At 50.1% G+C, this 25,895-nt stretch carries 23 protein-coding genes; 4 read left to right on the top strand and 19 right to left on the bottom strand.

All coding sequences use genetic code 11. The features are described 5' to 3' along the window. Positions 1 to 27: 27 nt before the first annotated feature. The 3 genes from Q1A69_RS00835 to Q1A69_RS00825 form a co-directional block, all read right to left on the bottom strand. Positions 28 to 2,394, bottom strand: a complete 2,367-nt coding sequence (locus Q1A69_RS00835) for an autotransporter outer membrane beta-barrel domain-containing protein (RefSeq protein WP_299579628.1) — start codon at positions 2,392 to 2,394, stop codon at positions 28 to 30. Between the two features lie 41 nt (positions 2,395 to 2,435). Then, positions 2,436 to 3,200, bottom strand: coding sequence for an OmpW family outer membrane protein (locus Q1A69_RS00830; RefSeq protein ID WP_299579626.1), 765 nt, complete (start codon positions 3,198 to 3,200; stop codon positions 2,436 to 2,438). Positions 3,201 to 3,453: 253 nt separating this feature from the next. Then, positions 3,454 to 4,407 (bottom strand): LysR family transcriptional regulator, encoded by a 954-nt coding sequence (locus Q1A69_RS00825; protein ID WP_299579624.1) that lies wholly within the window; start codon positions 4,405 to 4,407, stop codon positions 3,454 to 3,456. Positions 4,408 to 4,533: 126 nt separating this feature from the next. On the opposite strand from Q1A69_RS00825, the gene Q1A69_RS00820 reads away from it, so the two are divergent. Genes Q1A69_RS00820 through Q1A69_RS00805 form a run of 4 tightly spaced genes read left to right on the top strand, consistent with a single transcriptional unit; the run spans position 4,534 to position 7,270 of the window. Beyond that, positions 4,534 to 4,737 (top strand): hypothetical protein, encoded by a 204-nt coding sequence (locus tag Q1A69_RS00820; RefSeq protein WP_299579622.1) that lies wholly within the window; start codon positions 4,534 to 4,536, stop codon positions 4,735 to 4,737. Positions 4,738 to 4,739: 2 nt separating this feature from the next. Further along, positions 4,740 to 5,669, top strand: coding sequence for a sodium-dependent bicarbonate transport family permease (locus Q1A69_RS00815; RefSeq protein WP_299579620.1), 930 nt, complete (start codon positions 4,740 to 4,742; stop codon positions 5,667 to 5,669). 6 nt (positions 5,670 to 5,675) lie between these two features. Further along, positions 5,676 to 6,167: a 5-(carboxyamino)imidazole ribonucleotide mutase gene (gene purE / locus Q1A69_RS00810; protein ID WP_299579618.1), complete on the top strand. Its 492-nt coding sequence runs from the start codon at positions 5,676 to 5,678 to the stop codon at positions 6,165 to 6,167. Between the two features lie 5 nt (positions 6,168 to 6,172). Further along, a complete protein-coding gene (locus tag Q1A69_RS00805) occupies positions 6,173 to 7,270 on the top strand; it encodes a 5-(carboxyamino)imidazole ribonucleotide synthase (protein ID WP_299579616.1) in 1,098 nt (365 codons plus the stop codon). Between the two features lie 20 nt (positions 7,271 to 7,290). Here the strand turns inward: Q1A69_RS00805 and mnhG are convergent, their stop codons facing one another. The 16 genes from mnhG to Q1A69_RS00725 form a co-directional block, all read right to left on the bottom strand. After that, complete coding sequence (gene mnhG / locus Q1A69_RS00800; protein ID WP_299579614.1) at positions 7,291 to 7,635, bottom strand: monovalent cation/H(+) antiporter subunit G; 345 nt, start codon at positions 7,633 to 7,635, stop codon at positions 7,291 to 7,293. Then, entirely contained in the window at positions 7,622 to 7,960 is a 339-nt protein-coding gene (locus tag Q1A69_RS00795) for a cation:proton antiporter (RefSeq protein ID WP_299579612.1), read from the bottom strand. The genes mnhG and Q1A69_RS00795 overlap by 14 nt, the downstream gene beginning before the upstream one ends. Further along, positions 7,960 to 8,433, bottom strand: coding sequence for a Na+/H+ antiporter subunit E (locus Q1A69_RS00790; RefSeq protein WP_299579609.1), 474 nt, complete (start codon positions 8,431 to 8,433; stop codon positions 7,960 to 7,962). Before Q1A69_RS00790 ends, Q1A69_RS00795 begins: the two co-directional genes overlap by 1 nt. A gap of 17 nt (positions 8,434 to 8,450) precedes the next feature. Continuing rightward, positions 8,451 to 9,956, bottom strand: coding sequence for a Na+/H+ antiporter subunit D (locus Q1A69_RS00785; protein WP_299579606.1), 1,506 nt, complete (start codon positions 9,954 to 9,956; stop codon positions 8,451 to 8,453). Then, entirely contained in the window at positions 9,953 to 10,327 is a 375-nt protein-coding gene (locus tag Q1A69_RS00780) for a Na+/H+ antiporter subunit C (RefSeq protein ID WP_299579603.1), read from the bottom strand. Before Q1A69_RS00780 ends, Q1A69_RS00785 begins: the two co-directional genes overlap by 4 nt. Position 10,328: 1 nt before the next feature. Beyond that, on the bottom strand, positions 10,329 to 10,745 hold the full coding sequence (locus Q1A69_RS00775; protein WP_299579600.1) for a Na+/H+ antiporter subunit B: 417 nt from the start codon (positions 10,743 to 10,745) through the stop codon (positions 10,329 to 10,331). Further along, positions 10,742 to 13,027, bottom strand: a complete 2,286-nt coding sequence (mbhE, locus tag Q1A69_RS00770; protein WP_299579597.1) for a hydrogen gas-evolving membrane-bound hydrogenase subunit E — start codon at positions 13,025 to 13,027, stop codon at positions 10,742 to 10,744. The genes Q1A69_RS00775 and mbhE overlap by 4 nt, the downstream gene beginning before the upstream one ends. Positions 13,028 to 13,289: 262 nt before the next feature. Beyond that, a complete protein-coding gene (locus tag Q1A69_RS00765) occupies positions 13,290 to 13,985 on the bottom strand; it encodes a pirin-like bicupin family protein (protein ID WP_299579594.1) in 696 nt (231 codons plus the stop codon). Between the two features lie 293 nt (positions 13,986 to 14,278). Next, on the bottom strand, positions 14,279 to 15,178 hold the full coding sequence (locus Q1A69_RS00760) for a LysR family transcriptional regulator (protein WP_299579591.1): 900 nt from the start codon (positions 15,176 to 15,178) through the stop codon (positions 14,279 to 14,281). A 199-nt stretch (positions 15,179 to 15,377) separates the two neighbouring features. Next, positions 15,378 to 16,355: a glutathione S-transferase family protein gene (locus Q1A69_RS00755; protein ID WP_299579588.1), complete on the bottom strand. Its 978-nt coding sequence runs from the start codon at positions 16,353 to 16,355 to the stop codon at positions 15,378 to 15,380. A 71-nt stretch (positions 16,356 to 16,426) separates the two neighbouring features. Then, on the bottom strand, positions 16,427 to 16,855 hold the full coding sequence (locus tag Q1A69_RS00750; protein ID WP_299579585.1) for a DoxX family protein: 429 nt from the start codon (positions 16,853 to 16,855) through the stop codon (positions 16,427 to 16,429). A 185-nt stretch (positions 16,856 to 17,040) separates the two neighbouring features. Next, complete coding sequence (locus Q1A69_RS00745; protein WP_299579582.1) at positions 17,041 to 17,778, bottom strand: OmpW family outer membrane protein; 738 nt, start codon at positions 17,776 to 17,778, stop codon at positions 17,041 to 17,043. 283 nt (positions 17,779 to 18,061) lie between these two features. Then, the gene (locus tag Q1A69_RS00740; protein WP_299579578.1) at positions 18,062 to 19,276 is read right to left on the bottom strand and encodes a hypothetical protein; all 1,215 of its coding nucleotides are present in this window, start codon (positions 19,274 to 19,276) and stop codon (positions 18,062 to 18,064) included. 84 nt (positions 19,277 to 19,360) lie between these two features. Beyond that, positions 19,361 to 20,248 (bottom strand): hypothetical protein, encoded by an 888-nt coding sequence (locus tag Q1A69_RS00735; protein ID WP_299579575.1) that lies wholly within the window; start codon positions 20,246 to 20,248, stop codon positions 19,361 to 19,363. 963 nt (positions 20,249 to 21,211) lie between these two features. Then, positions 21,212 to 22,171 (bottom strand): hypothetical protein, encoded by a 960-nt coding sequence (locus Q1A69_RS00730; protein WP_299579572.1) that lies wholly within the window; start codon positions 22,169 to 22,171, stop codon positions 21,212 to 21,214. Between the two features lie 434 nt (positions 22,172 to 22,605). After that, entirely contained in the window at positions 22,606 to 25,806 is a 3,201-nt protein-coding gene (locus Q1A69_RS00725) for a DEAD/DEAH box helicase (RefSeq protein ID WP_299579569.1), read from the bottom strand. Positions 25,807 to 25,895 lie beyond the last annotated feature (89 nt).

The following is a 25,895-nucleotide window of genomic DNA, read 5'->3' as shown; positions in this document are numbered from 1 at the left end:
TTCGTCAAATAATGATATGCAGATAGGCTACCATTTATAGCGAAAACCAAGTTCCAGCCCCCCTGCGAAACTGTTCCCAGGATTCTCGAGACTACTGCTATAGAATAACTCTGAGTAGATAGAGCAGTGGTCACCGCACTCCTCATAGCTGATCCCCATACGCAGGTCGGCGTACCAGGCATCTGGTTTTTGTATTAATCTGGTTCCGGAGACCACTAGATCGGTTTCTTGGTCGAGATTAAAAGTCAGTCCCGAAGTAACATAGTATCCAAAGCGTTCAAGGGGGAGGGAGCCGTACATGTTTCTGCTCGACTTTCGCTGACTTTTACGTTTTTCAAAAGTGGCTCCTAGGCGTAGTAAGAGTCCATTATTGTTGATGTCCCCTACCAGCACATCATAAGTATCCTCAAAATCCTCAGCTTCTTCAGAGGTATAAATCAGCTGAGCTTGGGGGGTTATAGAGTAGTAATTATATAGTTTGAAATTCCACCCCCCCTCGAGGGCGAAGCCGTAACCATAGCCTTCGCTACTGTTTTTCAGGGTGCGCAGATCGTCAGCATCAAATTCAAAGTCAAACCAGCTCAGCTTAAACTGCGCATCCAGGTAAAGTCCCTGATAGCTATACCAGGTTAAATAGCTGCTGACGCCATAGGTTTTGGTATCAATCGTGCCGTCACCAAAAAAAGAGTCTACGGTATTTCTTGAGTCACCATAGTGCAACGCCAGGCTGGCAACAGGTGCGCTTCCGTAAACGGATAGATTGAGGGGCAGGTCGGCGCCGACCTGGATCTGATAGAGAGTTTGATCCCAGCTTGCCCAGGTGGTGGATTGTTTAGGGGTAGTGCTCACATAACGTGCGCCATTACGTATCCACAAGCCTCTAGTATCAATGGTGGTTTCTAGTGAGTTGGCATAATCCTCGTTATAGAGGTCTAGGTAACTGCTGCCAACCCAATAGCGGTTGCCCACCCGGCTGCGCAATGGCGAGGGAATATTGAGTGAACGCAGCACTTGTGGGAGGGTTTCATACATGACCGCAGCTGGCTGCCAACGTACCATGCCGCCATTTGGAAAGCGGCTCGAATTACTCACGGTAGAGCGTAGATACCAATCTCCATCACTTTGACCGGATACATCGTTTTGGTGCAAGGTATAGGCATAGGCTCCACCAATGGTCGCTGGTTGCTGATCCCTGGTAACGTAGTCACCACTTAAAATAAAGGCATTGTCTGTGGATTTTCCCTCGACAGACACCAGCTTTATGCCATTGTCCTGGGTACGCGCGCCCGTACCTTCCAGGTTGTATAGTGTTATAAAGGTTGAGCCGCTGGCATCCCCTTTGATTTTCAGTTGATCGCTGCCCGCATTTTCGTTATCGAGTATTACATCCATCCATAGCCGTCCATTTCCACCAATATAATGGCCGTAATTATTGTCACTATCTTTTTGAATAATGAGCGTATTTAATTCTTTATTGGCCAGATCGATGGTGCCATCGTTAGCGACGTTGCCGGTTATGGTGTATTCCTTGGGATCGATAAATGCTTGACCGCCCCACTTAATATGTAGACCAAGAGGATTATTATCGAAATCCAGGCCACCGCCAACATTAAGGCTGCCAGTCAGGATCAATTTCGAACTTCCCCATATGACTACGCGCTCCCAGTTGTTTAGCTGATTGCCATCCACACGATAATCGAGCTTGAATATCAAGGTATCAATATCACCATCTTCCGCACTGAGGTCGTCGCCACCATTTAAAATGGCATCGCCGTCGAAGGAGTAGGAGTCTATGACCAGCATATCTGAACCGGGGCCGCCACGTATTTCATTCGCGATACCCTCATCCCAGTGGATATAATCGTCGCCCTCACCCGCATCCAAGTAGTTAAAAATGAAGCCCCCATCCAAGGTGATCTGGTCATTACCTTCTCCACCCCATACATGGAAACTGAGCCCATCCAATATCTGAATCTCATCGTCACCGACACCACCGTGAATGCCACCACCGTTGAGGTAGTCGCCAATATCGCTGCTGCGCTCATCCAGTACGATTAGATCTTTTCCATCCCCGCCATAGACCGAGTCGTTGACAATCGCTCCACGGATATAGATTTGGTCGTCACCGATGCCACCATAGGCATTATTAATGGTGCCGCCATCCAGTTCCAGGGTGTCATTGCCACCCAATCCGTCTACATCAGCGCTCTCTGCATCGCTATCCTCGTTACAGATGATTTGGTCGGGGCCGTCGGTACCCACATTGCCTGGTGAACACTCCGCCACGGGTTTTGCGGAAAAAAATATCAGAGTGATAACCACAGTCGATAGACCTACGAAGGCGCTTTTTCTACCGGTGGTTAGAAAATTTCGGGCAAGGCTGGTGTTTTCCACAGTGGCTCCGGCCATTGATTAGGTATACGAAATAATGATCCTCAAAATTTTGTACCAACCCCAAGATTGAGAATCCAGGGGTCGTAATCAAAGTGAGCATACAGTCGGTCAGAACCCAATTCGGTGGGGAAATTTACTGTGGGGTCGGTATCCGATAAGTAGTAAAGGGCGGCCAGATTAATTAGTAATGGATACTGAAACTGACGAAAATCCAAGTTGAAATCAACACCGCCTTGAAGAGCCCAGTCCCAAGAATGCCCCATATTGAAGGAGCCTGGTGCGACTGACATATCGGAATCGATCAGGTATTCGTTAAATTGGCGGCTAATAGAAACGGTGTGAAAATCTGTATAATTAATTCCGGCGCCGAGGTAGGGGCGGGCTATATAGCTGGGGTCCAGAAAATACCAGTTGGCAAAGGCCAGGGTGGTCGATGCTTTAAAGTCACCCAGTTTGATCTGGCTGCTGCCGGTGTTGCCGGTAAAATTATCCAGAGAGACACCATAAGAAGCGCTATTGATATGCATCAGCTCGAAACCCCAGCGATCGGAGGGGCGCCAAACTCCAGAGATCTGCCAGGTTTGTGCGGTGTCTAATTCCCAGGTGGTGTTGTATAAATCCCACTGTTGCAGCACTCGGTATTTGAGCGATGTTCCCGCGTCATTGGGCGCGACATAACTGAGACCAATACGCACCATAAATTCGCCCCAGTCGATGTTACGCCAATCCTCTTGGGCTTCCGTATAGGTTGCGCTTGTCGCTAAAAGAAATACGAAAACTCTGCAAATTTTTCCCTGGATTTTCATCACCATTCCCTTCCGTGAAAATCGATGACGACTGGGCGTCATTTATTATTACCAACTACCTTGCCCCCGGAGTTTTTGGGCTCACCGGCAGGTAACCAAAAAGTAGCAGGATTCAGCGAGAACGCCGTAAATTTGACGAGAATTAAAGCGGGAGTTTTTGTCTGTGGCCATTGGATGCCTCGGTAACTTTTACGTCGACATCCGTAAATAGGGGGATCTGTTAATAAAGCTTTGTTGATTTTTTTGTGATTCGTTATGAATTTGGCGGTAGTGGCCAAGTAAGGCCGCTCTCCTCCGGAACGGTTTCCAAATTGCGCGCGTATTCCAAGAATTCTAAGGCTGCAGGTGACAGTGGGCGGGATTTTCGCCTGGCTAGGTACCAGTGGGTAATGATGGGGAGTGCCTCTACCTCGAGGATGGCAAGGCCGGAGTGCCCGCCGAAGGCGAGCGTGTGTTCGGAGAGAATGGAGACGCCTAGGCCCGACATAACCGCATGCTTAATCGCCTCATTGCTCTCAATGGTCATGCGGATATTGAGATCGATCTTTTGCTTTTGCAGAAAGCGCTCGATGGCGTGTCGAGTGCCAGAGCCCTCTTCCCGGCGTAGGAATGGGCAGCTGGCAAATTCCTGTAGAGATATTTTTCCTCTGCCCGCAAGCGGGTGTTTTTCCGGGGCAATGGCCAGGAGGCGATTGGGCAGGAATTCCACCAACTCAAGGTCGGGATTCTTTGGAGGGTGACTAAAAACGTAAAAATCGTCTTCATCCTCGCCGGTATAGTCAATGATCTGCTGGCGGTTACCCACACGGAAGAGAATATCCAGCTGTGGGTGCTGCTCGTAAAACTCGCCGATCAGGTGCGGGATAAAGTACTTGGCGGTGGTGACCACTGCCAGTTGCAGGCGGCCAGTCTCCAGCCCGCGCAGTTTGGCCAGCTTTAACTCCAGATACTCGTAGCTTTTGAGAATCTCGCGGGCACTATCCACCAGAGTAAGACCAGCCTCGGTAAATTCCAGCTGCTTTCCCACCGCATAGTAGAGAGGCAGGCCCACGGCGGCGGAGAGTTTGGCCAGCTGCATGGAAACACTGGGCTGGGTAAGGTGCAGGGTTTTAGCGGCGGCACTGATACTGCGTTGCTCAAAAACGGTGAGCAAAATCTCTAACTGTCTGGCGGTTCCGATACGGGCGTGGGCTCTACTGGTAGGCATGAAGCACCTGTATTCTACTCAATATAGATAAAAGTTTATGGATAACATAATAATTATCTATTTTTATCTATCAATACCATTATCCATAATGCGCCCACTTCAAATTAAGTGGGAGGGGGGCGTTGCATGCATAAGTCACAACTGTATTTTGGTGCGTTAGTTGGGCTGATGGTTATGTCCATTGGCTGGATACTGGCGCTTGTGGGTATTGATGCGGTTGCCCTTATGGCGGTGGGGATGTTGGTCTTGCTGGCCAATATGGGTTACTTGCTAATGAAACGGGTACCCCAGAGAATCCGTCTGCCGCTGTCCCGGCGTCGGAAGCGCTGATTATGCAGCTGGATGTTGTAGTCGGTTTTTTCATCCTGGGGGCACTGGCGCAGCTGGTACGCAGTGATCTGCGTTTGCCGGCGGGCCTCTACCAAAGCTGTGTGATTTTCTTGTTACTGGCCATCGGGTTGAAAGGTGGCGCGGCACTCAGTGCGTATTCTGCCTCCACCCTGGTCCCCCAATCCCTGGCGGTCTTGGCCTTTGGTGCGCTTCTCCCGCTGGTCGCCTTCCCGCTCCTGTATTGGATTGGCCAGTGGACCCGCCTGGATGCGGCGGCCACCGCTGCCCATTACGGCTCAGTCAGTGTGGCTACCTATGCGGTAGCGGTGGCGCTCCTGGAGGCGAAAGGCATCGATTATGAAGCTTATTTCCCTCTGTTTGTGGCTCTGCTGGAAGTCCCCGCCATTGTCGTGGGCATTCTCCTCGCGCGGAAATCGGTGCAGGGCACGAATAAGGGGCGACTGCTTCACGAGCTGACCTGTAATCAGGGTGTGCTTCTCCTGATAGGCGGTATTGCGATTGGTGCCTGGGCGGGAGAGCGCACCACCGCGGTGATGCCTTTCTTCGGCCAACTTTTCCACGGAGTACTGGCCCTGTTCCTGCTCGAAATGGGCCGGGTTGCAGCGGCGCGCCTTGCCGATGTGCGCGGGCAGGGCGTTTTCCTACTGAGTTTTGGCATTTTCATGCCTCTGCTCGGGGGCGCCGCCGGGGGCGCTCTGGGGATACTGCTGGGTCTCTCCGCGGGCGGTATCTTCCTGCTGGCGGTGCTCGGCAGCAGTGCCTCTTATATTGCAGTGCCGGCGGCCATGTCCGTAGCACTGCCAAAGGCCAACGCCAGTGTATCCATCACTCTGTCCCTGGCGATTACTTTTCCTTTCAATGTCCTGGTAGCGATCCCCGTCTACCTGGCGCTTGTTCAACACTGGAGTTAACAGCAAGTGAAATCACTGCCATTTGAAAAAGTCACCATTGTTATGGGATCGCGCTCGGACTGGGCCACCATGGCAAACGCCACCAAGCCTCTGAGCGAACTGGAAGTGCCTTTCGCCACGGCGGTTGTCTCGGCCCACAGAACCCCCCAGCGCCTGGTGGAATTCGCCAATGAGGCCCATAAAAAGGGTACCCAGGTGATTATCGCCGGCGCCGGTGGCTCCGCGCACCTGCCCGGTATGATTGCGGCCATGAGTCCGCTGCCGGTGATAGCGGTGCCGGTGGAGAGCCGCTTTATGACTGGAATGGACAGTTTGCTTTCCATCGTGCAGATGCCCAAAGGCGTGGCTGTGGCGACCCAGGCGGTGGGTGCCTCCGGTGCTTTTAACGCGGGCTTGATGGCGGCGCAGATGCTGTCTCTGGCGGATAGCGAGTTGCAACAGCGACTGATCGCCTGGCGTGAGCGCCAAAGTGATCAGGTCCCCCTCTCAGTGGAGTAAGGGCCGTGAACAAAGGCACCAGACATATCGCGATTGTCGGCTGTGGGCAATTGGCACAGATGATGGCCCAAGAGGGGGAGTCCCTCGGCATAACATTCAGCTTCCTCGCCGAGCGGGATGAGGATGCCGGCTGCGTTGAGGGCCTCGGTACCCTGGTGAGGTTGGAGGGAGGCGATAGTGGCGAGCAGCTCTATCGTGCTCTGGGCTGCCCGGAGGTGATTACCGCCGAGCGCGAGCAGGTGGATGTGCAGCTACTGAGAGATTTACAGCGCTTTTGCCCGGTTTACCCCGACCCCCATGTGTTTGAGAAAGCCCAGCACCGCCTGCGGGAAAAATGTGCGCTCAGCGAAAGTGGTTTGCCAGTTGCCACGTTTATGCCGGCTCAGGGACGCGAAGCCTTACAGCGCGCGCTGGATACCGTCGGCTATCCGGCATTTATTAAAAGCTGTGAAAATGGCTACGACGGCAAGAATCAGTGGCGGGTGAAGGACGCTGCACAGTTACGCGAAGCCGTTGAAGAGGCGCAAAATCTGCCTTGTGTAGTGGAGGCCTCGGTCGCATTTTCCTGTGAGGTATCCCTGATTGGTGCCCGCTCGGTTTCCGGAGAAGTGAAGACTTACCCGCTGACGGAGAACCTGCACCGCCAGGGCACACTTTTACTCTCAAAAGCGCCCTTTTCGAACGCGCAGTTATTGGCCAGGGCTCGAGCCTATCTGCAAAAGCTGATGGACGATTGGGACTATGTGGGCGTACTTTCGTTGGAATGTTTTGTGACCGACGACGGTCTCGTGGTTAATGAAATTGCCCCAAGGGTACACAACAGCGGCCACTGGACTCTGGCGGGCGCATCCACTAGCCAGTTTGCCAACCATTTGCGGGCGATATTAGATATGCCATTGGGAGAGACGGACTGCCCGCGGCCAGCTGCGATGGTCAATATGCTCGGCATTGACCGCCCGCCCTCCGGCAATAATGATGGCGTTTGGCTCTACGGCAAAAGTCTGCGCCGTGGTCGCAAGATGGGTCATGTGCTGTTGTTGGATAACTGCGACATACAGCTGGCAAAGCGCAGTGAGGCGATTATTGCCGATCTCTACCAGTAGTAGGTGCCCAGGGGGAGGGCCTACTTCAGATCCCGCTTCGGATTTTTGAAGCGGGGTTTGGCGGTCCTGCCCCGCCACATCGGTGTACCCACCCGATAGGCGGCGCGGGCAATCATATGCACCCCGATCGGCACAGTGAACAAGAGAAACAGCAGGGCTGCCACAGCGCGTGCTGTTACTTGGGTGTCGTGGAACATGGCCGCTACCCCGCCGAGTAACAGGCCACAGCACAGCGTAGCGGCTTTACCCGAGGTGCTCATACGCGTGTAGAAGTCCGGCATCCGCAACAGACCTAAAGCGGCACTAAAGCCGAAAAGGCTGCCTACCAGTAACAGCGCGGCAATAAACACTTCATCGAAAACCACCGTCGCGGCCCCCCTCGTTTAGTACCGTTTTTTTACCGCTTTTTTCAATAAATCGGGCAAAGGCGACACTCACCAGGAAAGCCACCAGCGCCAGAGCAATAGCCGCGCTCAGGTATACCGGTTGCCCTGAGGCAATCGCCAAGAGTGCACAGTAAGCCACCGCGAGAATATTCAGTACATCGAGAGCAACGACTCGATCCGCCAGTGTTGGGCCGATGAAAATACGCATAAAGCACATCGCCAGTGCCAGTAGCATAATCAGTGAAGAGATATTAATGGCCATTACGATAACTGGCGCGTTTATATCGACGATGGTGCTGTGCATCAGGAAAAGGCCTCCCGCACGCGTTTTTCAAAACCGAGGTGGATTTCCTCGCGGAAAATGTCTGGATCGTCCACAAACATGGTGTGTACAAAAAGCTCTGAATTATCAGGAGTTATCTCAAGCACTACTGTGCCGGGTGTGAGTGAAATCAGATTGGCGAGTATAAAAATCTGAGTTTGGTCGGTAATCTCCAGAGGAATTCGCACCACCAGTGGGCGGCTTTGCAGCTTTGGGGAAAATACCTCGATTGTGGCGCGCAGGCTTGAAAGTACCAGCTCCTGGATAAAAAAGCTGGCCAGACGGATTAAGCGCGGCAGACGTTGAAAATACTTGGTGCCCTCTGGGATTTTTGGCGAAACCCGCAATGCCAGATAGCCGATAAAAAAGCCGAAGCAGAAATTGACCAGCGTTGCATTACCGGTCAGAGCTGACCAGCTGATGGCCAATATCAGATTGAGTAAAAAAACGCGCATGATCTGTGCTCCCCAGCCTATTGGGTCTGCAGACCCAGTACAGCCCCAAGATAACCCGCCGGCTCCAACAACTCTCCGGCTGCGGCCAGGGAGTAATCAATAAAAGGCCCGGGTACCAGCCCGAGCAACAAAGTGATCAGCGCTAACAGCGCTACGGGCAACAGGCGCTGATAGCGTTCGTATCGGGGAATATCTCCCAGACATTTGCAATAGTCCTTCGGATGCGCCTTTAAAAAAGCCTCCGCCCAGATCTTACTCATAGAGAACAGAGTCAGAACACCAGTCACCAGCGCCACGACAACAACCCAATAGGCGGCTTGGTCGAGACTCGCCTTTAATAACAACAGTTTGGCCCAGAAACCCGATAGCGGCGGAAAGCCGGCCAGACTAAAGGCGGCGATAAAGAAAAAAGTGGAAAGCAGCGGGCTCGCTCGATAAATCCCTCCGATTTCACTCAGTTCGAAACTGCCAGTCAGTCGCTGGGCCGTACCACTGATGAGAAACAAATTGGTCTTGGCGACAATGTTGTGCACCATGTAAAAAACGGCTCCAGCCAGTGCCAGTGGTGAGTTGAGGGCGAGGCCCAGCACGAGAAAGCCAATCTGACTAATGATGTGAAAGGCGAGAATTTTTCGAAACTCATAGTGTGCCGCGGCACCCAGTACGCCTGTGAGCATAGTGAGGAGGGCAGTGCCCAATAAAATACTGTGGGTAAAACCCAGATCGTTAGGAAAAATCAGGGTGAACGTGCGAATCAGCGCGTAGACCCCGACCTTGGTGAGCAGGCCGGCAAAGACGGCGGTTACCGCTACTGGCGGCGCGTGATAAGAAGCGGGCAGCCAAAAAAACAGTGGGAAAATTGCCGCCTTGATACCAAAGGCACAGATAAATAAAACGGCCAGCGTAGAAACTGCTGCGGGGTTATCCACTGCAGCCAGGGAAATATGCAGTTGCGCCATATTTAATGTGCCGGTCAATCCATAAATCATACCGATTGAAGTCAGCATCAATAGTGTGGAGACCAGGTTCAGTGCCACATATTTAATTCCGCCATCCAGTTGAATCCGATCCCCACCGAGCACCAGCAGCGCGAAAGAAGCGATCAGCATCACTTCAAACCAGACATACAAATTGAAGATATCTCCGGTAATAAAGCTGCCACAAACCCCAGCCAATAGCAGTTGAAAAAAACTATGGAAACCTAGTTTAACTCGGTATTTACCGATATCGGACAGCGCGAATATGGCTACACAGAGCCCTACGATGCCACTGATCAACAGCATAACGGCGCTCAACCGATCGGCCACTAGGGTGATACCAAAAGGTGCCGCCCAATCGCCCATCTGGGCCGCATGGGTACCATTGCTTTCCACCAATACTAGGATGGCAATTGTCACGACAAGCAATAGAGTGCAGCCAAAAATCGAAAGTACGCCGCATAAACGAGGCCTGGCGCGGGCTGGAAAAGTAGCGAGCGCGGTGAAGATCGGTATCAGGAAAGGCAGGGCCAGTAACCAGCTCAAAGGGATTTTTCCCTCTTGGGTGGGATAGGTTCGGCGATGCGCATGGAATCCACATCCAGAGTGCCAAGCACCTTGTAGGCCTGGGCAATTAATGCGAGAGCAAAGGCCAGTAAACCGAAACCGATAACGATTGCGGTTAGGATCAATGCCTGGGGTAAAGGGTTGGAAATTGGCTCGGGGGGAACCTGCAGGCCTTCAGGGATGAGGGGCGGCGCGGCGCGGGTGACTCTACCCGCAATAAAAATAGCCAGATTAGCGGCGTTACTAATTAATACCAAGCCAAATAAATAATGCAATAAATTACGCGCCAGCATCAAATAGACGCCGGTGGCAATCAATATACCGACAACGAGGGCGAGAGGGCCTTCCATATCAGGCTTCCTCCAGCGCAAAAATCAAGGTCAGTACCGCACCGAGTACGGCCAGATAAACACCGATATCAAATATCAGTACATTGCTGATAGAGATCCCGCCAGTAGTTTTATCGCCAGTGAGTCGCAGCCACTGGCCTGAAAAGGGGGCATCGCCGGAGAATAATGCCAGCATTCCAGAGAGTGCGGCGATCAGCACGCCGCTTGCCGCGAGATTGCCGGGAGGTATTCTAAGGGCACTCTGTGCCGACTCCATGCCCCAAGCTATGGCGAATAATGCGAATGCCGAAGCGGCGATCAAACCGGCAATAAATCCGCCACCTGGATAGTTATGGCCACGCAGTAGCATATAAATGGAAAACACCAGAATCAGTGCGACCAGCACGCGAGTCGCCGTTTGTAGTATCAGTGAATTCATTGTTTTCCCCGCCGCAATTGGTGACCGAGTAAGGTGACTGCCGCTATAGCCGCGGTAAAGACAACAATAATTTCGCCAAAGGTATCCAGCGCACGAAAGTCCACCAGAATCACATTGACGATATTGCGGCCATGGCCCTCGGGTACCGCAGCCTCTACAAAGAATTCACTCGTTGGACTGACTAGTGGTGTTTGCAGAACGGCCAAAAGGCTGAGAGTAATCAGGAGGCCCAGTACTGCGCCGAGTGTCGCGTCGCGAGGCCGAAACAGTACTTTTCTGCCGGGATTGAATACCGGTAGGCGCGGTAAAATTGCGGCAACCAGCACCAGGTACAGGGTTTCAACAAGCAGCTGAGTGATAGCAACATCCGGCGCCCCGAGGAATAAGTAGATTAAAGCAATTCCCACACCCAGAGCACCAAGGGCGCAGATAGCTATTAAAGGCTTGCGCGCAGACCCCGCCATAAAAGCCCCTCCCACAGTTAGTAACAACGCCGCCCACTCTTTTAAGTTTAATTGCGGCCAGTTGTAGTCCAGAGGGTATTGCCCGGAATGAATCAAGGCGAAAGCCAGGGCCAGGGATATCGTCGTAAAAATAACGCTCAAATAGCGGCGCATTACCCCATTTTGCAGAATGCGAGTTTGCGCAGACGCAAAGGCCTTGAGTAACTCTAGGGATTTATCCCACATTTGATCGGCACTGGTGGGCGCGTGTTTGAAGTCCCAGGCCAGCCAAGCGCGCAAGCGGCGCAACCCCAAATACATGGTCACCCCTAAAATAAACGTGAGGATACTCATCAGAAGGGGAATATTGATGCCGTGCCAGAGTTGCAGCTTGATGGTCTCTGGAATGCCCAGTACTGCACTTAAAGCCGGCTCCACCAGACCGCCGCCAACGAGATCGGGCGCCAATCCGAAAGTGAGCCCCAGGCCACTTAAGATCAACGGGCTAATCCACAGTCCCACAGGTGCTTCTTTTACCTTGGGGAGTTGCTGCGGTTTCTTTCGCCAAAAGGGCTTTAATGCGACCATCCCGGCAACGGTCACCGTAACGGCGTTAACAAAAACGGCAACGGTAGCAACGAGGGCGGGCTCTGAGGCCACAGCAAGGGCGCCCTCATATTTTAATTCCTTGCCGATAAAGCCGAGAAAAGGGGGAAATCCGGCCATAGAGAGTGCTGCCGCGGAAGCGGCAATGACAGTGATTGGCATGCAGCGGCCGAGGCCGCCCAGTTTGTTCAGGTTTCGAGTGCCTGCCTGTTTGTCGATGATACCGACCACCATAAAAAGTGCCGCCTTGTAAAAGGAGTGCACCAATAAAAAAGTAATGGCGGCGGCTACCGCGGCCGAAGCGTCGGAGCCAAGAAACATGGTGATCGTGCCCAGCGCTATGAGTGTGGTGTATGCCAGGGCGAGTTTCAGGTCCGTCTGGCGCAGTGCCGCTACCGCAGCCACTGCCGCCGTTGCGGCACCGGTACAGGTTAATATCCATTCCCACCATTCAGTATGTGCCAGTATCGGGTGCATACGGGCGAGCAAATAGATGCCGGCTTTTACCATGGTGGCGGAGTGCAAATAGGCGCTCACTGGTGTTGGCGCGGCCATGGCATTGGGCAGCCAGAAATGAAAGGGTAACTGTGCGGATTTACAGAAGGCACCAATTAAAATCAAGATCAAGATCGGTAAATAAAGAGGACTTTTGTGCACGGCTTCACTTGAAGCTAACACCTGTCGCAACTCAAAGCTATCCGCCACAGAACCTAGTAGCAGCAATCCAACCAGCAGGCACAACCCACCTAAGGTAGTGACTAGTAGGGCTTGAAGGGCAGAGCGGCGCGCGACAGCACTCGTATTATTAAATCCAATCAACAGATAGCTGGAAATAGTGGTCACTTCCCAAAATACAAACAGGGTAATTAAATCCCCCGCCAGCACTAGGCCCAGCATACCGACCATAAAAAGGTATAAATAAAAATAAAAACGACGCAGATCGGGATGTCCGCGTAGGTATGCGGCCGCATAGATGGCCACAAACACACCAATCCCACTAATCAACAGGGCAAAAAGGAAACTCAGGCCATCGATGTAGAAACGCAGGGATATACCCAGTGCGGCAACCCAGGTAACGCCAAAAGAAAATTCTCTACCGTCAGAAATATCCGGCATCAGAATCAGCAGAACAATAGCGAAAAGCGCGGGGGGCACCGGCGAAAGCAGGGAAAGCAATCGCCCTGGCGCGGCCTCATTTCTCTCGCGACCATCCATGTCGCCAGCTTTGTCCATTGCTTCATCCCCAAATGCCTCGCTCTATTTTAGGAGGGAATCGGCGGTTGGGCGGGCGAGTTGGGTAAAGTGTCACGCACTATTCTTTACAGGGTATTCAGGCTCTGCTTAGGGCCGGATACGGCATATCTCAGTTTTTTAATGATTCGCTTTCGGGTTCTTTTTAAATTGATAAAGGTGCAAAGTCCGAATCGAATTCTTAGCCTCGGGATAAGTCCTTGCCGCCGGCCCTGAGCGTGAGGCTAGTCATGAGCTATTTGAATCAAGTGGCGGGCAGGTCAAACCAAAGTGCGGTAAACCCCTCTGCCGAGGATTCAAGTTGTATCCGCTCCTTAAATAATCCCAGACCATCCCCCGCGCTCAGCCGGTGCCTACCATTGACACCGGTTGCTCCCTCAATGACGTGTAGGTAACCGGGGCGTTCAAGGGTGTCCAGTGAGATAGTCTCCCCGCAAGTTAATTGCAGCCGGTACAGATTGGCATCTTGTTGTATGGAAAGTGATTGGCCCCGGCCATCGGCTGTCACCAGAGGAGTCATTTTTCCGATCTGTGCGATCGACCGCTGCTCATAATCGGGCTTAATACCGCGGCGGTTGGGCTGAATCCATATTTGCAGGAACCTTAGATTTTGTGATTTTGAGTGATTGTATTCCGAGTGGGTGATACCCGTTCCGGCACTCATTCGTTGGACCTCGCCGGCAGGAACAACAAAACGATTCCCCTCACTATCACAATGCTCAATTGCGCCCGTCAGGATGTAGGAAATAATTTCCATATCCCGGTGACCGTGCGTATCAAAACCTGCACCAGGTCTCACGATGTCATCGTTTATTACACGAAGTGCGGAAAAGCCCATATGTTTGGGATCGTAATAGTGGCCGAATGAAAAGGTGTGTTTACTGTTGAGCCAGCCAAATCGAGCTTGCCCGCGCCCCTGAGAAGGTCTGAAATAAAACATAGCCTGGGCCTCGCTGGTGATGTAAATAAGTGTGTTATGGCTATGATAGATAGGGGTGGCTCGAATGAATATCGGATAAAGTTGAATTGATTATTCGTTTCTACAGAATGGACTGTTTAATAATGTAGGGGTGCCTCAAAGGGGGCGGGTCTACGCATTGAGGAAAAAATTAATTAAATTCAGCTGAATTCTCTAAAGAAAAAGTAAGCAGGTTTTAGAGATGATATCTACTCTATCAGTTCGTAAGAAGCTATCAGTTGTTATGGCGGCTTCAGAGGGTTGTTGCTGAGGCGTTATCCCGAAAAATCTGAAATTTCCAGGGTAAGAAAACGTAGTTCGCCAATAAATTCTCTGGCGGCAGGACCGAGTTTATCTTGATCTTTAAAGTTTAAATAAAAATTGGATGAGCGCTTTCCCCCCTTTACCAGGCGGAGTAATTTCAGGGTGCCGTCATCGAGTAAATCGGCCACTAATGGTAAGGGTAGCCAGGCGAACCCCATTCCCTGTGCAATTAAATCCAGTGATGCACGCAAACTCCCCACTTTCCAACGTTGCTCTGCCCCCAGCCAACCGGAATCCCGGTTGGTCTGTATGGCGGAATCCCGCACTATAATCTGTCGATAGGATTTTAGATCCTCATAAGTTAGTTCACGTTTATACTGGTGCAGAGGATGATCTTTGTGGGCGACAGCCACAAATTCAATACGACATATCTCATCGTTGAGACTATCATTCATGGTAAATGCCGAGAGACCTAAATCTACCATTCCCTCCAGAATCAGCTCATTGGTACCCGACAATACCGTGTCCACAATATCGATATTGACCTGAGGAAAAATACCGGAGACTTTTTCCAGTGCTTTAAAGACGACTTTTTGTGGAAAGGCCCCATCCACGGCAATACGCAGTTCTGACTCCACGCCCTCGCTGAGAGAGTCGGCGATAGCCTCAATGCGAGAGACTTCTTCCAGCAGATACTTCCCGCGGCGCAGCAGGAGTTGGCCCGCCTCGGTGAGCATCACCTTACGCCCTGAGACTTCAAATAACTTGACCCCAAGAGCGGCCTCCAGATTTGTTACGGCATGGTGAATACTGGACTGGCTCTTGTGCACAACGGATGATGCTTGGTTAAAACCGCCGGCATCCACAACGGCTTTAAACATACGCCATTGCTCTAGGGTGGTTTTTTGCATGGATCTATCCTTGTAAGTGGAGCTCTTGCATAAGCGTTTGATGATTACTGGCCAGTTTTATTAGATCACGCTCTATTATCCAACAGAACTGGAGAAGAGACAGACAATTTACTGGATGTGGTCGAGTATTGAAAAGGTGGGATCCACATGGTTGTGATGGAAGTTGGCCGCAGAGCGGCCTACTTGCTGTTCGTGGCGGTTATTGTTCAGCTCGATTGTGCGGGCTGCTGTAGTCAATATTCGGCCCAGTAGGTACAACCTGGGTTGGATTGATGGACGTATGACTGAAGTAATAGTGCCGCTTGATATGTTGGAAATTTACGGTTTCGACGATACCGGGCCACTGGTACAACTCACGTACATAGTTGCGCAAGTTGGGAAAATCTTCCAGGCGCTGGCGATTGCACTTAAAGTGTCCGTGGTATACGGAGTCGAAGCGTATCAGGGTGGTAAATAGTCGCCAGTCTGCCTCCGTGATTTCTTCTCCTATCAAGTAGCGCTGGCGGGCTAGAATGTTTTCCATCTGATCGAGTGCGGCAAATAGCTGGCGGTAGGCCTCTTCATAGGCTTCCTGGGTAGTGGCAAAGCCACTGCGGTATACACCATTATTGATGCTCTCGTACACCAGTTGATTAATCGTTTCAATCGCCTGTTGTTTATCCTTGGGGAAAAAGTCTTGAGTATCTCCGGTAATACGATTAAACGCAGTATTAAACATACGAATAATTTCTGAGGATTCATTACTGACAATACCGTTTGTCTGCTTATCCCATAGCACTGGCACCGTAACTCGTCCAGAGTAATCGGGCTTGTTGTGGGTATAAACCTGATGCATATAGTGATAATCAAACAGAGCATCACCGCTGCTGCCCTCATCCATATGAAAGCTCCAGCCTTGATCGAGCATATCCGGACTCACTATAGAGAGACTGATATGTTCTTCCAGTTTTTTCAGCTTGCGGAAAATCAGAGTGCGGTGGGCCCACGGGCAGGCCAGGGATACATACAAGTGGTAGCGTCTCGACTCCGCCTTAAAGCCCCCAGTACCACTGGGCCCGGCGCTGCCATCGGCTGTCACCCAGTTGCGCAGCTGCGCTGTCTCTCGTTTAAATGCACCGCCGGAATCTTTAGTATCGTACCACTGGTCATGCCATTGGCCGTTGATCAACAGTCCCATGTTCATCTCCAATATCTGTGTTACAGCTGGCCCTGGATAAAATAGAGTGGGCCCAATTCTTGTTCCAGAGTTTAAATACTATTGCGCTTATCTAGGCTAAGGCGCCCGGCACCATGGGCGGCAACTACCAGAAAACCACCGGCAATGGCCAGATTTTTAAAAAACATCAGAAATTGAATTTGATCCCCCAGATTGTTATGGAACAGGGCGGCAGTGACTAGGCTGAAGCTGGCAAAAGCCAAAGCGGTGAGGCGAACCTGAAAGCCCAGGATTAACGCCAGAGCGCCGCCAATCTCAAACACAATCACCAGCGGCAATAGTATTTCAGGTAGGCCACCATAGGTCAGATACTGGGCGCTGCCCTCATAATTCTGAATCTTGTTGACGCCCGCCAGAAAAAATATTGCCGCCAGGCCGATTCGCCCGGACAGGTCGGCAATGGCTGGAAATAGGGGGGCGTTAGTAGAGGCTTGAGCTGAGGACAGGGTGGAAGTGGTCATGTAGTGCTCCTTAATCTGGGGATTCGTTATAGAGTCATGCTCTGTTTGAGGCATCGTTGTCGATAAAAAGCAGTTTAACGGGAGCAGGCAGAATGAAAATTGGTAAAAATAGGCGAACTCATTCTGTAAATCAGAATGATAGGGTGGGTGTTGTATCGCTATGGACTAAGTAAGGTTAAGCGGTCTCAAAAGTGATAGCCGATCCCCAGGGAGAAAACAAAGGGGTCTATGTCCACATCCACATGGATTCGCGAGCTATCGTCAGCGCCGGTGTGAAAATGGATGTCCGCTTCGGTATCGATATCCAAATACCAAACAGCCGCATTAAACAGCCATCGATTCTCCCGACCTAAGGTGACGTCTATACCAACTTCCCCCGCCAAGCCCCAGGAATTGTCGAGCTTGAGCCTTGCCCGTGACTCAGCACCGAGTACGGTCTCAAAGTAGTTCTGCGTTGCGCGGTTGATATGTTCGCTGAAGAAATGGGTGTAATTGATACCGACGCCAATATAGGGCTGTACCCAAGACTCAGTGCATACGGGATACCACTGCAGGGTAAGGGTGGGTGGCAGGTGTTTGATATCCCCCAGGCGCACCTTGCCGAGGGGTTCGCCAGTATCCGGGTCTGGCAAGCCGCGCACGTCCAGGTCATGTTTGAATGGCAATGCCGCCAAAAGCCCCAGCCCCCAGTGATCGGCGAATAACCAGGTGCCGGTAAAATTAACGGAATAGCCGGTATCCACATAAACTCTTGTGTCGGGCAATTCGGTGCCATTTAGATAGAGATTATCGGAATCGTCCTTCGGATCGACGGCCGCGGCACCGACGCGAACAATATAGTCCCCTTTCTTATACTCAGCGAGGGATTGGCTGCTGATGAATAAAGTGGAAAAAAACGTTGCTAACAGTCCGAGCCGTTGCATCTCTTACTCCCCTGTGCATCCACCCGAAATTAGGGCTACGCAATCAGTGTAGCGGTAAAAATAAGCGCTTATTTCGACAGCTATTTGTAAGAAGGATGAATGTGGTTATCGTTCAGAGAAAATCGAGCAGAAGGGAGAAGGTTTAGTGCAGATGGTTTAACGAGAGGTTATGTGTGAGATCAAATAGCTAAATACTGCATGATTTTATAGGTACCGGCCTATGCCGGCACCTTTGAATTCCAAAATTTACAAGGTTAACCAGAGAGTGATTATCGCTAAGGCATTAGGCTGATAATTGTTCCAGCAGATCTTCATCACTCTCGTACCAATATTCATTGCCACGGCCAAAGGTACTGCTTGCGGTTGCCCTGATCGCGCGGATATTATCTCGCCATTTCGTAAATTGGGTTTTGCCAACGGTAAAGGCAACGAAAGCTGCACCACCAACTTTAAGAGCAGGTCCAAGATCCGTGTTAGCTACAAATGTTCCGACTGCATCCATCAAAGGTTCGACTTGTTTTTGAAGTGCACCAATCCCGCTTTTCTTTAACGCAGTCGGACCAATCCCCGTACTTACAGCCATGGCCCCTATGGCAGTAACTTCAAACCAGGAGTTGCGCCATGCGCCTGCTGTTTTGAAATTTCGTGTATTGATATTTTTGTCCACATAGGTGAGGCCAACGGCCCCACAGAGGTTTTCAATTTTATCGGGATTTGCGCCCACAGGGTTGGAGAGAAAGATTTTCTGGCCTGCCATTTTCATGCGTAATCCGCGCACGATTTCCTCATCTTTCGCCGCAAAACGGCTTAAAGAGGGTGCAGTCTGTAAGACTTCCAACGCCCGCTGGAAGGTTTTTGCACCCTCACCGTGTATCAACCAGTTGACGGATTCACGGGCGTCAGCTGCCTGCTGGATTAGTGAGGTTAGGCCATCCACCGAAGGCAATGCACCATGCTCCCCTCTACTAATCCAATAGAGGGAGTAGTGGTTGTCAACTTTAGCTATATCTTTGGGAAGTATCTCCGTTCCGCCATAAGCTTTTTCAATATGCTTGATAAGCATCTTTCCAGCTGAATCATTTGAGCTGAATTTTCCACTCACTGCAGCATAGTGTGCACCGTTCCATTTGTGTCCAAGCGACATTTTATTCTTGGGTGCTCTATCCGTTGACCACTCATCAGCTACATTTCTGACACCATAGAGACCTGTTCCTTGACCTGCTGTATCAGAGCGTAAAGTGTCATCGAAATGGAGTTTATTAATCAGTACATCGCTGTTGTCTATGTAGTATTCAATAGCCATACCATTGCGCTTTAAATAGCGAATGGTTCCTGCGCCATTTACACTCTGGCTGTTGCCGGTATCAGCATTAAGGCTAATCAGTGCTCGCATTAGTGTTGCAGAATGATAATTGGTGCGAGCTTCTTGTTTTACTTTCGCATACATAGGGTAGTGAGCATTATTTACATAGACATCGCGGCCTCGCTTTATACCCATTGGGGCCATCTCAACTATTTTGGTCCAACCTGCTCTAAAAGCGGGCATAAGATCTCCTTATCATTAATTAAAATCTAAAATAATTTACTGGGGGGTAAATTTTGGTGGTGGAGTTCCCTTCTTAACTATTACAAAAGGGTCTTCTCCACTTTCGTCATCGCTCTCACGAAATTCATGATAAATCCAAGGTTCTGGATTGCGTGTATCGCTAAATTTCGAATTCGGGAATTGTTGAATGACTTCTCTCTTTCTCTGTTGCATAGCCGGACTCAATTCCAGATTAAGGCTTGAGTAAATATCGCTCATCAAGTGATTCATGGCGGTGATACTGTAATTGGCTGGGGCATAACCAATGGCATTGAAGTAAATATCAATAAAATATTGGTCATCAAGAGGAGTGTATAGTTGTGAACTGAACATGGCTTCATTAAATGGATTTGCCTGGACCTCAGCTTCAGTACACTTTCGGTAGGCTTCACAATAGAGCCAGTCATTACCGTTTATCGTTTTTTTCTCCCAGTTAATGGGGGTTAAACTGGGCCATGAATTGATGTTTGCGGGACCATATTGGAAATATAGATCTCTTAAAATTACCTGTTCAAAGTTACTTGGATTAAAACAACTCATACCTTCCGGTATATCATCTACCCGATAGATCCTGATTGATAGCGTTACGAATCCATATTCCATGGAAATCCAGGGCGGTCCATAAAAACCCCAGTTACGCTTAATAATGGACTGCCCTGGCATTCTTCCCTCTTGGTACCATTTGCCGCGACTTAGATCGTCATAGGCTTCCCGGTTATAGATATCAATACGGGGACCATAATATTCCTCATTAATATCGGGCACGCTATTGGGCGGTAATGAGATACTAAAGCGGCTACCGGACAAGTTGGCAGTCAGTGTTTCAAGTTTGTCCCGATTTGGGACAAACGGCTTTTTTCTTGAGGCAAAGAGGCGTTCAAACATAGACTTGGTGGTTCCTATCCACAACGCTAGCGCTTACGGGATTTTGGCCGCCGTATTATAGTGCTGGCTATTTATTGTAAAGTGCAAACTGTTTCACATTTTTATTGTGAGGAAGTTCCTTTTTGAGGTACGTTCGTACAGTAAGCAGGCAGGTTATGGATCAAGTATTGTTGGTGGAAAATGGTTTCTATGAAATTTGGTAGATGAGTACCGTTTATCTTTTTGTTCTTTCATTTTTGACTGCTCGCTTCCGAAGTGTAACCAATGTTTCAATTGACTTATAAAGCCAAATACAAGTGCTTATTTTATTCGCCAATAAAATAGGCATCTTTACCCCTGCTCACCAACTGAATTTGATTGGTGCTGAATTAAGGACAGCTTTAGCAGAAGCCAGGTATGGTAAATGATCCCCAAGAAGTACATCATTATGCAGAGTGGTATGAGAATACCTACAGGGATTAAGGAGTCGCTTTGTATGATTAAGCTGGAAAAATACTCGTAGTCAAAAATATCACCCTCAGTAAATAGTTGAAAAATAAATAAGGTAAAATAGCTATACCAAATAGCTGAGTTGATTTTGGACAGGTGTTGTTTTTGCGGTTCGGATATGAAAGGTTTGCCGGCTTGTAGGTATCGTATGCGATAAATAATACAAACTGAACAAGAAATAAATAGGAACGCAAGAAAACTGGTCGCGAAAATGGTGTTGGCGTTTTGCATATCTAGGTTGGATAGATACTGTAGGTCAAAAATGTCGCCTTCGGTGTACACTTGGTAGATAACTAAAGTTAAATATAGATAGCTAACATTTAAGAGAATCTTTTCAAGATGTTCTCTTGTAGGCTTCGAGATGGAAAATTTTCTCATGGTTCTGCAAACTTCCCCGGTATCGAGTTCATTAGTTCGTTAAAAGTCTGATTCGTTAACTTCTTAAAAGGCATTAATCATGGCCTTAAGTGCTGCTTACTCATCGCCAGTGGCTTGCCAATCCGAGCGGCGCGGGTCGCCGGTTTGGTAGAAGTGGCGAATATTCTTGATGTAGGCGAGGAAGTCTTTGTTCTCTTCCGCGAGGCGGTTGGCGATATCCCAGTCGATGGCCGCGCGCTCGCGGGCAGGGATCAGGATTTGGCTTTCCGCTGGGTTTTCGGTATCCAGCAGCATTAAGCCGATACCGTGGGCGGCGCAGAGCAGGCGCAGTCCTTTTAGGGTATCGCTGTCTTCAATTTCGGCGGCGACCAGGTAGCCGAGATTGGCCCAGGAGGAGTTGGACAGGGCTTGGAAGAAGCACTCGCGGCTGTTGGCGCGGTTGAGTAGGCATTTGACTTCAAAGGACCAGAGGCGGGTGCGCTGGTCGGCGTACTGACTGGCGCAGGCGAGGATTTCTTCGTCCCAACTGTCGGTGAGGTCTTCCAGGGCGACGATATCCGGGAACAGCCAGCGGTTGCCCTTGGGGCCTTTGCTATTGGAGCTGCGCCTTTCGTCGATACGCATGCTGCGCAGCTTAAATTCGGCACGGAGATATTTTCCGAGTGGCAGGTAGAGCTGGGCCTCGCTGTGCTTTTTGAGTGCGAGGGTATTTCTAGTGGCAGTTTTCGGGGTGGATTCCGTGCGGGTGATCTCCTCGGTGGCACTGGCCTCGCTGTAATAGAATTTGCGCGGCCGGGTTTCCAGGGTTTTTATCTGCCGGTAATTTTTTTGCAGGCGCAGGCGCAGGCGCAGGCGCGGGCGCGAGGCGCGGATCTCGGCGGTTATCTGCTGGAGCAGTGCGCTCTGGGTATTGAGCGAGTCACTGCGGGCCAGTTTTGCTGCGCAGGCCTCGGGGTGAAACTCCAATATTTTTTCCGTGATCTGGCGGGGGGGCAGTGGCGGCTCGCGGTGTTTGCGCAGTATCTCAAAAACGCTTTCGCGCAAGTTTAGGGCCATGGGACTTCCTTGTGTAATACTCAGCAGCGCCGGGTGCTACCGGGGATATTTTTTGCTTTTTTACGGGTTAGGTGGCTGCGGTTATATGACGACGCTCTTGGTGCTGGAGGCTAGTTGGACCAAAAGAGTATCGTGTTTGGCAAGAAAGCTGAAGTTTGTAGACAGACTGAGATCTATCGCTGACACATTTCCTCCAATGGCAGGTTCAGATTATACAATGAAGGCTAAGGCTCACTACCCTTTGGGCTTAGCGTTTGATACTCATGAAACGTACCTTTGTATGACTGTGATCCTACCTAAAATTGACGGGTTGTTTAACTATTGATGAAGGAAGGGTTGTTAAGAGGTGCTATCGGCGTTAACCGATTGAGTCAATCCAGAAGAGGATTAGTCTCGGAAGTATCAGGGCCCCCATGGAGCCCCTCTTGAGTGATTTAATCCTGGAACAGTGACAGCCACTGATCAGAATCCATAGTTATATTTTTACCATCTTTATCATAAATCGCATCTGCCAGCGCTTGCTTGTGCGACTGCATATCGATGATTTTTTCCTCGACGGTATTCTCACAGATAAACTTATACACAAACACCGGCTTATCCTGGCCGATGCGGTATGCGCGGTCGGTTGCTTGGTTCTCCACTGCGGGATTCCACCAGGGATCGTAATGTATAACCGTATCGGCAGCAGTGAGGTTCAAGCCGACTCCCCCGGCTTTTAGGCTGATCAGGAACACAGGAATATCGCCATTTTGGAAGGCGTCAATCGCTTCCTGGCGCTTGCGCGTGCGCCCGGTCAGTTTTACATAGGGTATTGCCTGTTCTTCCAGGGCAGTTTCAATCTTGCCGAGCATCTCGGTGAACTGGGAGAATAAAAGTACCTTGCGGCCTTCCTCCACCATTTCCGGGAGCATATCCATCAGTGCTTCCAGCTTGGCTGATTGCTTAACTTTTTTTGCCTTCTCTAGTTTGACCAGTCCGGGGTCACAGCAAATTTGTCGCAGCTTTAATAGGGCATCCAGCATCTCGATATGAGATCGGTTGAGCCCTTTCTTTTTCATCAGGTCCCTTACTCGCTTTTCCATCGCCGAACGCACGGTTTCGTAGAGTGCGGCTTGGGCGGTATCGAGAGTAACCCGCTGTATGATTTCTGTCTTTGACGGAAGCTCCGTGGCAACTTCCTGTTTGGTTCGGCGTAAAATAAATGGAGCGATTCTCTGGTTCAGAATTCCCTGTTTATGCTCATTGGCCTGCTTTTCAATGGGATTACGATAAAGGCCGTTAAACCTTTTCTGGCTGTGTAGAAAGCCGGGCATCAGGTAGTCAAACAGTGCCCACAACTCGCCCAAGTGGTTTTCCAGCGGTGTTCCGGTCAGGCATACCTTGTGCTGAGCCGTGAGGGTGCGGAGCAATTGTGCCGCTTTTGATTTGGGATTTTTAATCACCTGGGCTTCATCGAGGATCAATAAATGAAAGTTATATTCTTTTAATAGATCACTGTCCCTTACAATCAGTGGGTAGGTGGTTATGACCAGGTCTGATTCGGGAATGAGTGGGAAATCCTCATGCCGATCACTGCCGTGAAGTAATAGTGCTTTTAATGTTGGGGCAAAGCGCTGGGCTTCGTTGAGCCAGTTACCAACCAAGCTGGTGGGTACAACCACCAGGGCGGGGTTTATCAGGCGCCGGCTCTCTTTTTCTTTGAGAATATGAGCCAATCCCTGCAAGGTTTTACCCAGGCCCATATCGTCGGCCAGAATGCCATTCATACCGAGCTTGCGCAGGTGTTGTAGCCATTCAAAACCCGTTTGCTGGTAGGGGCGTAACTGTGCCTTCAGGGCCCTGGGTGGTTTGATACTTTGCGGGCCCTTTTGTAGGTTCTTAGCCAGGGCTTTTAGATCTTTATTGCCCTGCCAAGCTGAATCGGCATTAGGCAGCTCCGGCATAGCAAACCTGGGTACCTTGAGGCTTTGGGATTCGCTGTCATACCACTCCTCTAAAACTGCGAAGAGGTTGTGAAATAGTGCACTGGGTAGACGGATATACTGGTCTGGGCCGAGAGGTACTAATATGTCTTCTTCATCGGTAGCCGCATAACCTGATTCCAAATATTGTAATATTAGTGGGGCCAGGTGAATGGGTTGGCCTTCAATATCTACGGTTGCACTCAGGGAAAACCAGTCATTGGAAGATTGATCTGTTTGCCATTCCCAATCTTCAATCTCGTGTACTTTTAGAGAAAAGTCATCTTCGAATTCAACGATCCAGCCCGCTTCTTCAAGCCTTGGGATGCCCCCATTGAGGAAATCGTGCCAGCGCTCTATCGGCGTTTGATCGGTTTCGCCATCGGAGAAGAATAGAGTGGGTTCACCGGCTTCGTTAGCACTCAGGCTCCACTGCCACTGCATCAGATCTTTCAGTACAGCGGCTTCGTGATGAAAATTCCGCTCCACTCTATAAAGCTTATTTTCTTGGGGGTAGATATTATTTTCTGGGCGATTCTCTGCAAGAATTTCCTCTGCGGGAATTATTACCGGGCCATAATGAATGTGAAAACTGGCCGTATGGGTACTTTCAATCCCGCCCGGATTGGGGATCGATTTTAGGATTAAGACCGGCCGCAATGAATCATTCACTTGTATTACAGGCAGTGATTTTGGAGTGGGTAAATGTTCACTGCCATAATGGTTGTTAAGAAAGATAATAGCATTGCCCATTTCACTTTTAGAAATGGCGGGCATAGTTGTGAAGTCATTTAGAGCCTCACCATCCACCGGACTTATAATAGGACCAATGATGTTTTCTTTGGGGGAAAAATAGCAAGGTGGTTCGGTGGGTATTAGTTTCCAGCCATCGGGGAGGTCAGGCATATCTATTTGCAACTGTGCACTGTTCTTGCTTTCTTCCCAGCTGAGTTCCAGCTTGACCGCTTCACCCCAATTAATCGGGGTTAGAGAATCGATATCACTGAAGAAGCGCTGACTGACCAGTAGGTTTCTCAATAGAAGCGCACCTTCCTCTCCAGATATGGCTTTCCTGAAGAAGGACTGTGAGAGTAGTTGTTGAAGGCCAAAAATCTTCTGGTCAATTTTTGATATGGCAAGGCTGCTGTTAATATGGAAGTACTCGCGCTGAGGCTTGCCATAGCCACCTTTTTTGAGTGGTCGGGCTGAATAGACATTAACTCTCGCATGCGCAGGGCTATATCGATCGTCCCAATCCAAGGTGTAGAGCAGGTCTCGCTGTGATGGTGAATCAAGCACGGTTTCACGCTGTTTTCCTATAATATTGTTCTGCCAACTCTCCCAGTTTGTGCTATTTGACACCAGTTTGGATGTCTTCTGGATCTCATTAACAGCTGCCATCAATACAGCGGCTACATGTTTGCAGTTGTACCCCACAGGGCAGGAACATTCGCCATCAATTTCGAATCCCCCCATAACAGGGTCTTCGATTATCTCTATCTGCAGATTGTAGTGGCTGGCATAGGAACCGCTTACCTTTCCGGTGATGGTTTTGCCACCGTGGGACACATTAAATGCCTGAACTTTGCCATTTCGAAAGTAATCTTTTCCTCTAACTAGGCTGTTATTGGGGAGTTGTTGGGATATATGTCTAAAATCTATGGGGATATTCATTTTCTTTGGAACTGCCTAATACTAGCCGGCTAGCTATTGGGGCTCTATGAGTGTCGTTGGAGCGAATGGTACCTGCTCTCAAATGGGCA

The sequence above is a fragment of the uncultured Microbulbifer sp. genome (genome assembly GCF_947498635.1).
In the GTDB taxonomy this organism is placed as follows: domain Bacteria; phylum Pseudomonadota; class Gammaproteobacteria; order Pseudomonadales; family Cellvibrionaceae; genus Microbulbifer; species Microbulbifer echini.
Note: the sequence above shows the minus strand (reverse complement) of the source record. Positions and strands in the feature narration are given on the sequence as shown.

Excerpts from the sequence above, each read along its gene's own strand:
- Q1A69_RS00815 (WP_299579620.1), top strand. The coding sequence starts at position 4,740 with ATGCAGCTGGATGTTGTAGTCGGTTTTTTCATCCTGGGGGCACTGGCG.
- mbhE (WP_299579597.1), bottom strand. The coding sequence starts at position 13,027 with ATGGACAAAGCTGGCGACATGGATGGTCGCGAGAGAAATGAGGCCGCG.
- Q1A69_RS00740 (WP_299579578.1), bottom strand. The coding sequence starts at position 19,276 with ATGGGTATAAAGCGAGGCCGCGATGTCTATGTAAATAATGCTCACTAC.
- Q1A69_RS00730 (WP_299579572.1), bottom strand. The coding sequence starts at position 22,171 with ATGGCCCTAAACTTGCGCGAAAGCGTTTTTGAGATACTGCGCAAACAC.
- Q1A69_RS00830 (WP_299579626.1), bottom strand. The coding sequence starts at position 3,200 with ATGAAAATCCAGGGAAAAATTTGCAGAGTTTTCGTATTTCTTTTAGCG.
- Q1A69_RS00755 (WP_299579588.1), bottom strand. The coding sequence starts at position 16,355 with ATGGGACTGTTGATCAACGGCCAATGGCATGACCAGTGGTACGATACT.
- Q1A69_RS00765 (WP_299579594.1), bottom strand. The coding sequence starts at position 13,985 with ATGTTTTATTTCAGACCTTCTCAGGGGCGCGGGCAAGCTCGATTTGGC.
- Q1A69_RS00750 (WP_299579585.1), bottom strand. The coding sequence starts at position 16,855 with ATGACCACTTCCACCCTGTCCTCAGCTCAAGCCTCTACTAACGCCCCC.
- Q1A69_RS00780 (WP_299579603.1), bottom strand. The coding sequence starts at position 10,327 with ATGGAAGGCCCTCTCGCCCTCGTTGTCGGTATATTGATTGCCACCGGC.
- Q1A69_RS00825 (WP_299579624.1), bottom strand. The coding sequence starts at position 4,407 with ATGCCTACCAGTAGAGCCCACGCCCGTATCGGAACCGCCAGACAGTTA.
- Q1A69_RS00790 (WP_299579609.1), bottom strand. The coding sequence starts at position 8,433 with ATGCGCGTTTTTTTACTCAATCTGATATTGGCCATCAGCTGGTCAGCT.
- Q1A69_RS00760 (WP_299579591.1), bottom strand. The coding sequence starts at position 15,178 with ATGCAAAAAACCACCCTAGAGCAATGGCGTATGTTTAAAGCCGTTGTG.
- Q1A69_RS00745 (WP_299579582.1), bottom strand. The coding sequence starts at position 17,778 with ATGCAACGGCTCGGACTGTTAGCAACGTTTTTTTCCACTTTATTCATC.
- Q1A69_RS00725 (WP_299579569.1), bottom strand. The coding sequence starts at position 25,806 with ATGAATATCCCCATAGATTTTAGACATATATCCCAACAACTCCCCAAT.
- Q1A69_RS00735 (WP_299579575.1), bottom strand. The coding sequence starts at position 20,248 with ATGTTTGAACGCCTCTTTGCCTCAAGAAAAAAGCCGTTTGTCCCAAAT.
- Q1A69_RS00775 (WP_299579600.1), bottom strand. The coding sequence starts at position 10,745 with ATGAATTCACTGATACTACAAACGGCGACTCGCGTGCTGGTCGCACTG.
- Q1A69_RS00795 (WP_299579612.1), bottom strand. The coding sequence starts at position 7,960 with ATGCACAGCACCATCGTCGATATAAACGCGCCAGTTATCGTAATGGCC.
- Q1A69_RS00820 (WP_299579622.1), top strand. The coding sequence starts at position 4,534 with ATGCATAAGTCACAACTGTATTTTGGTGCGTTAGTTGGGCTGATGGTT.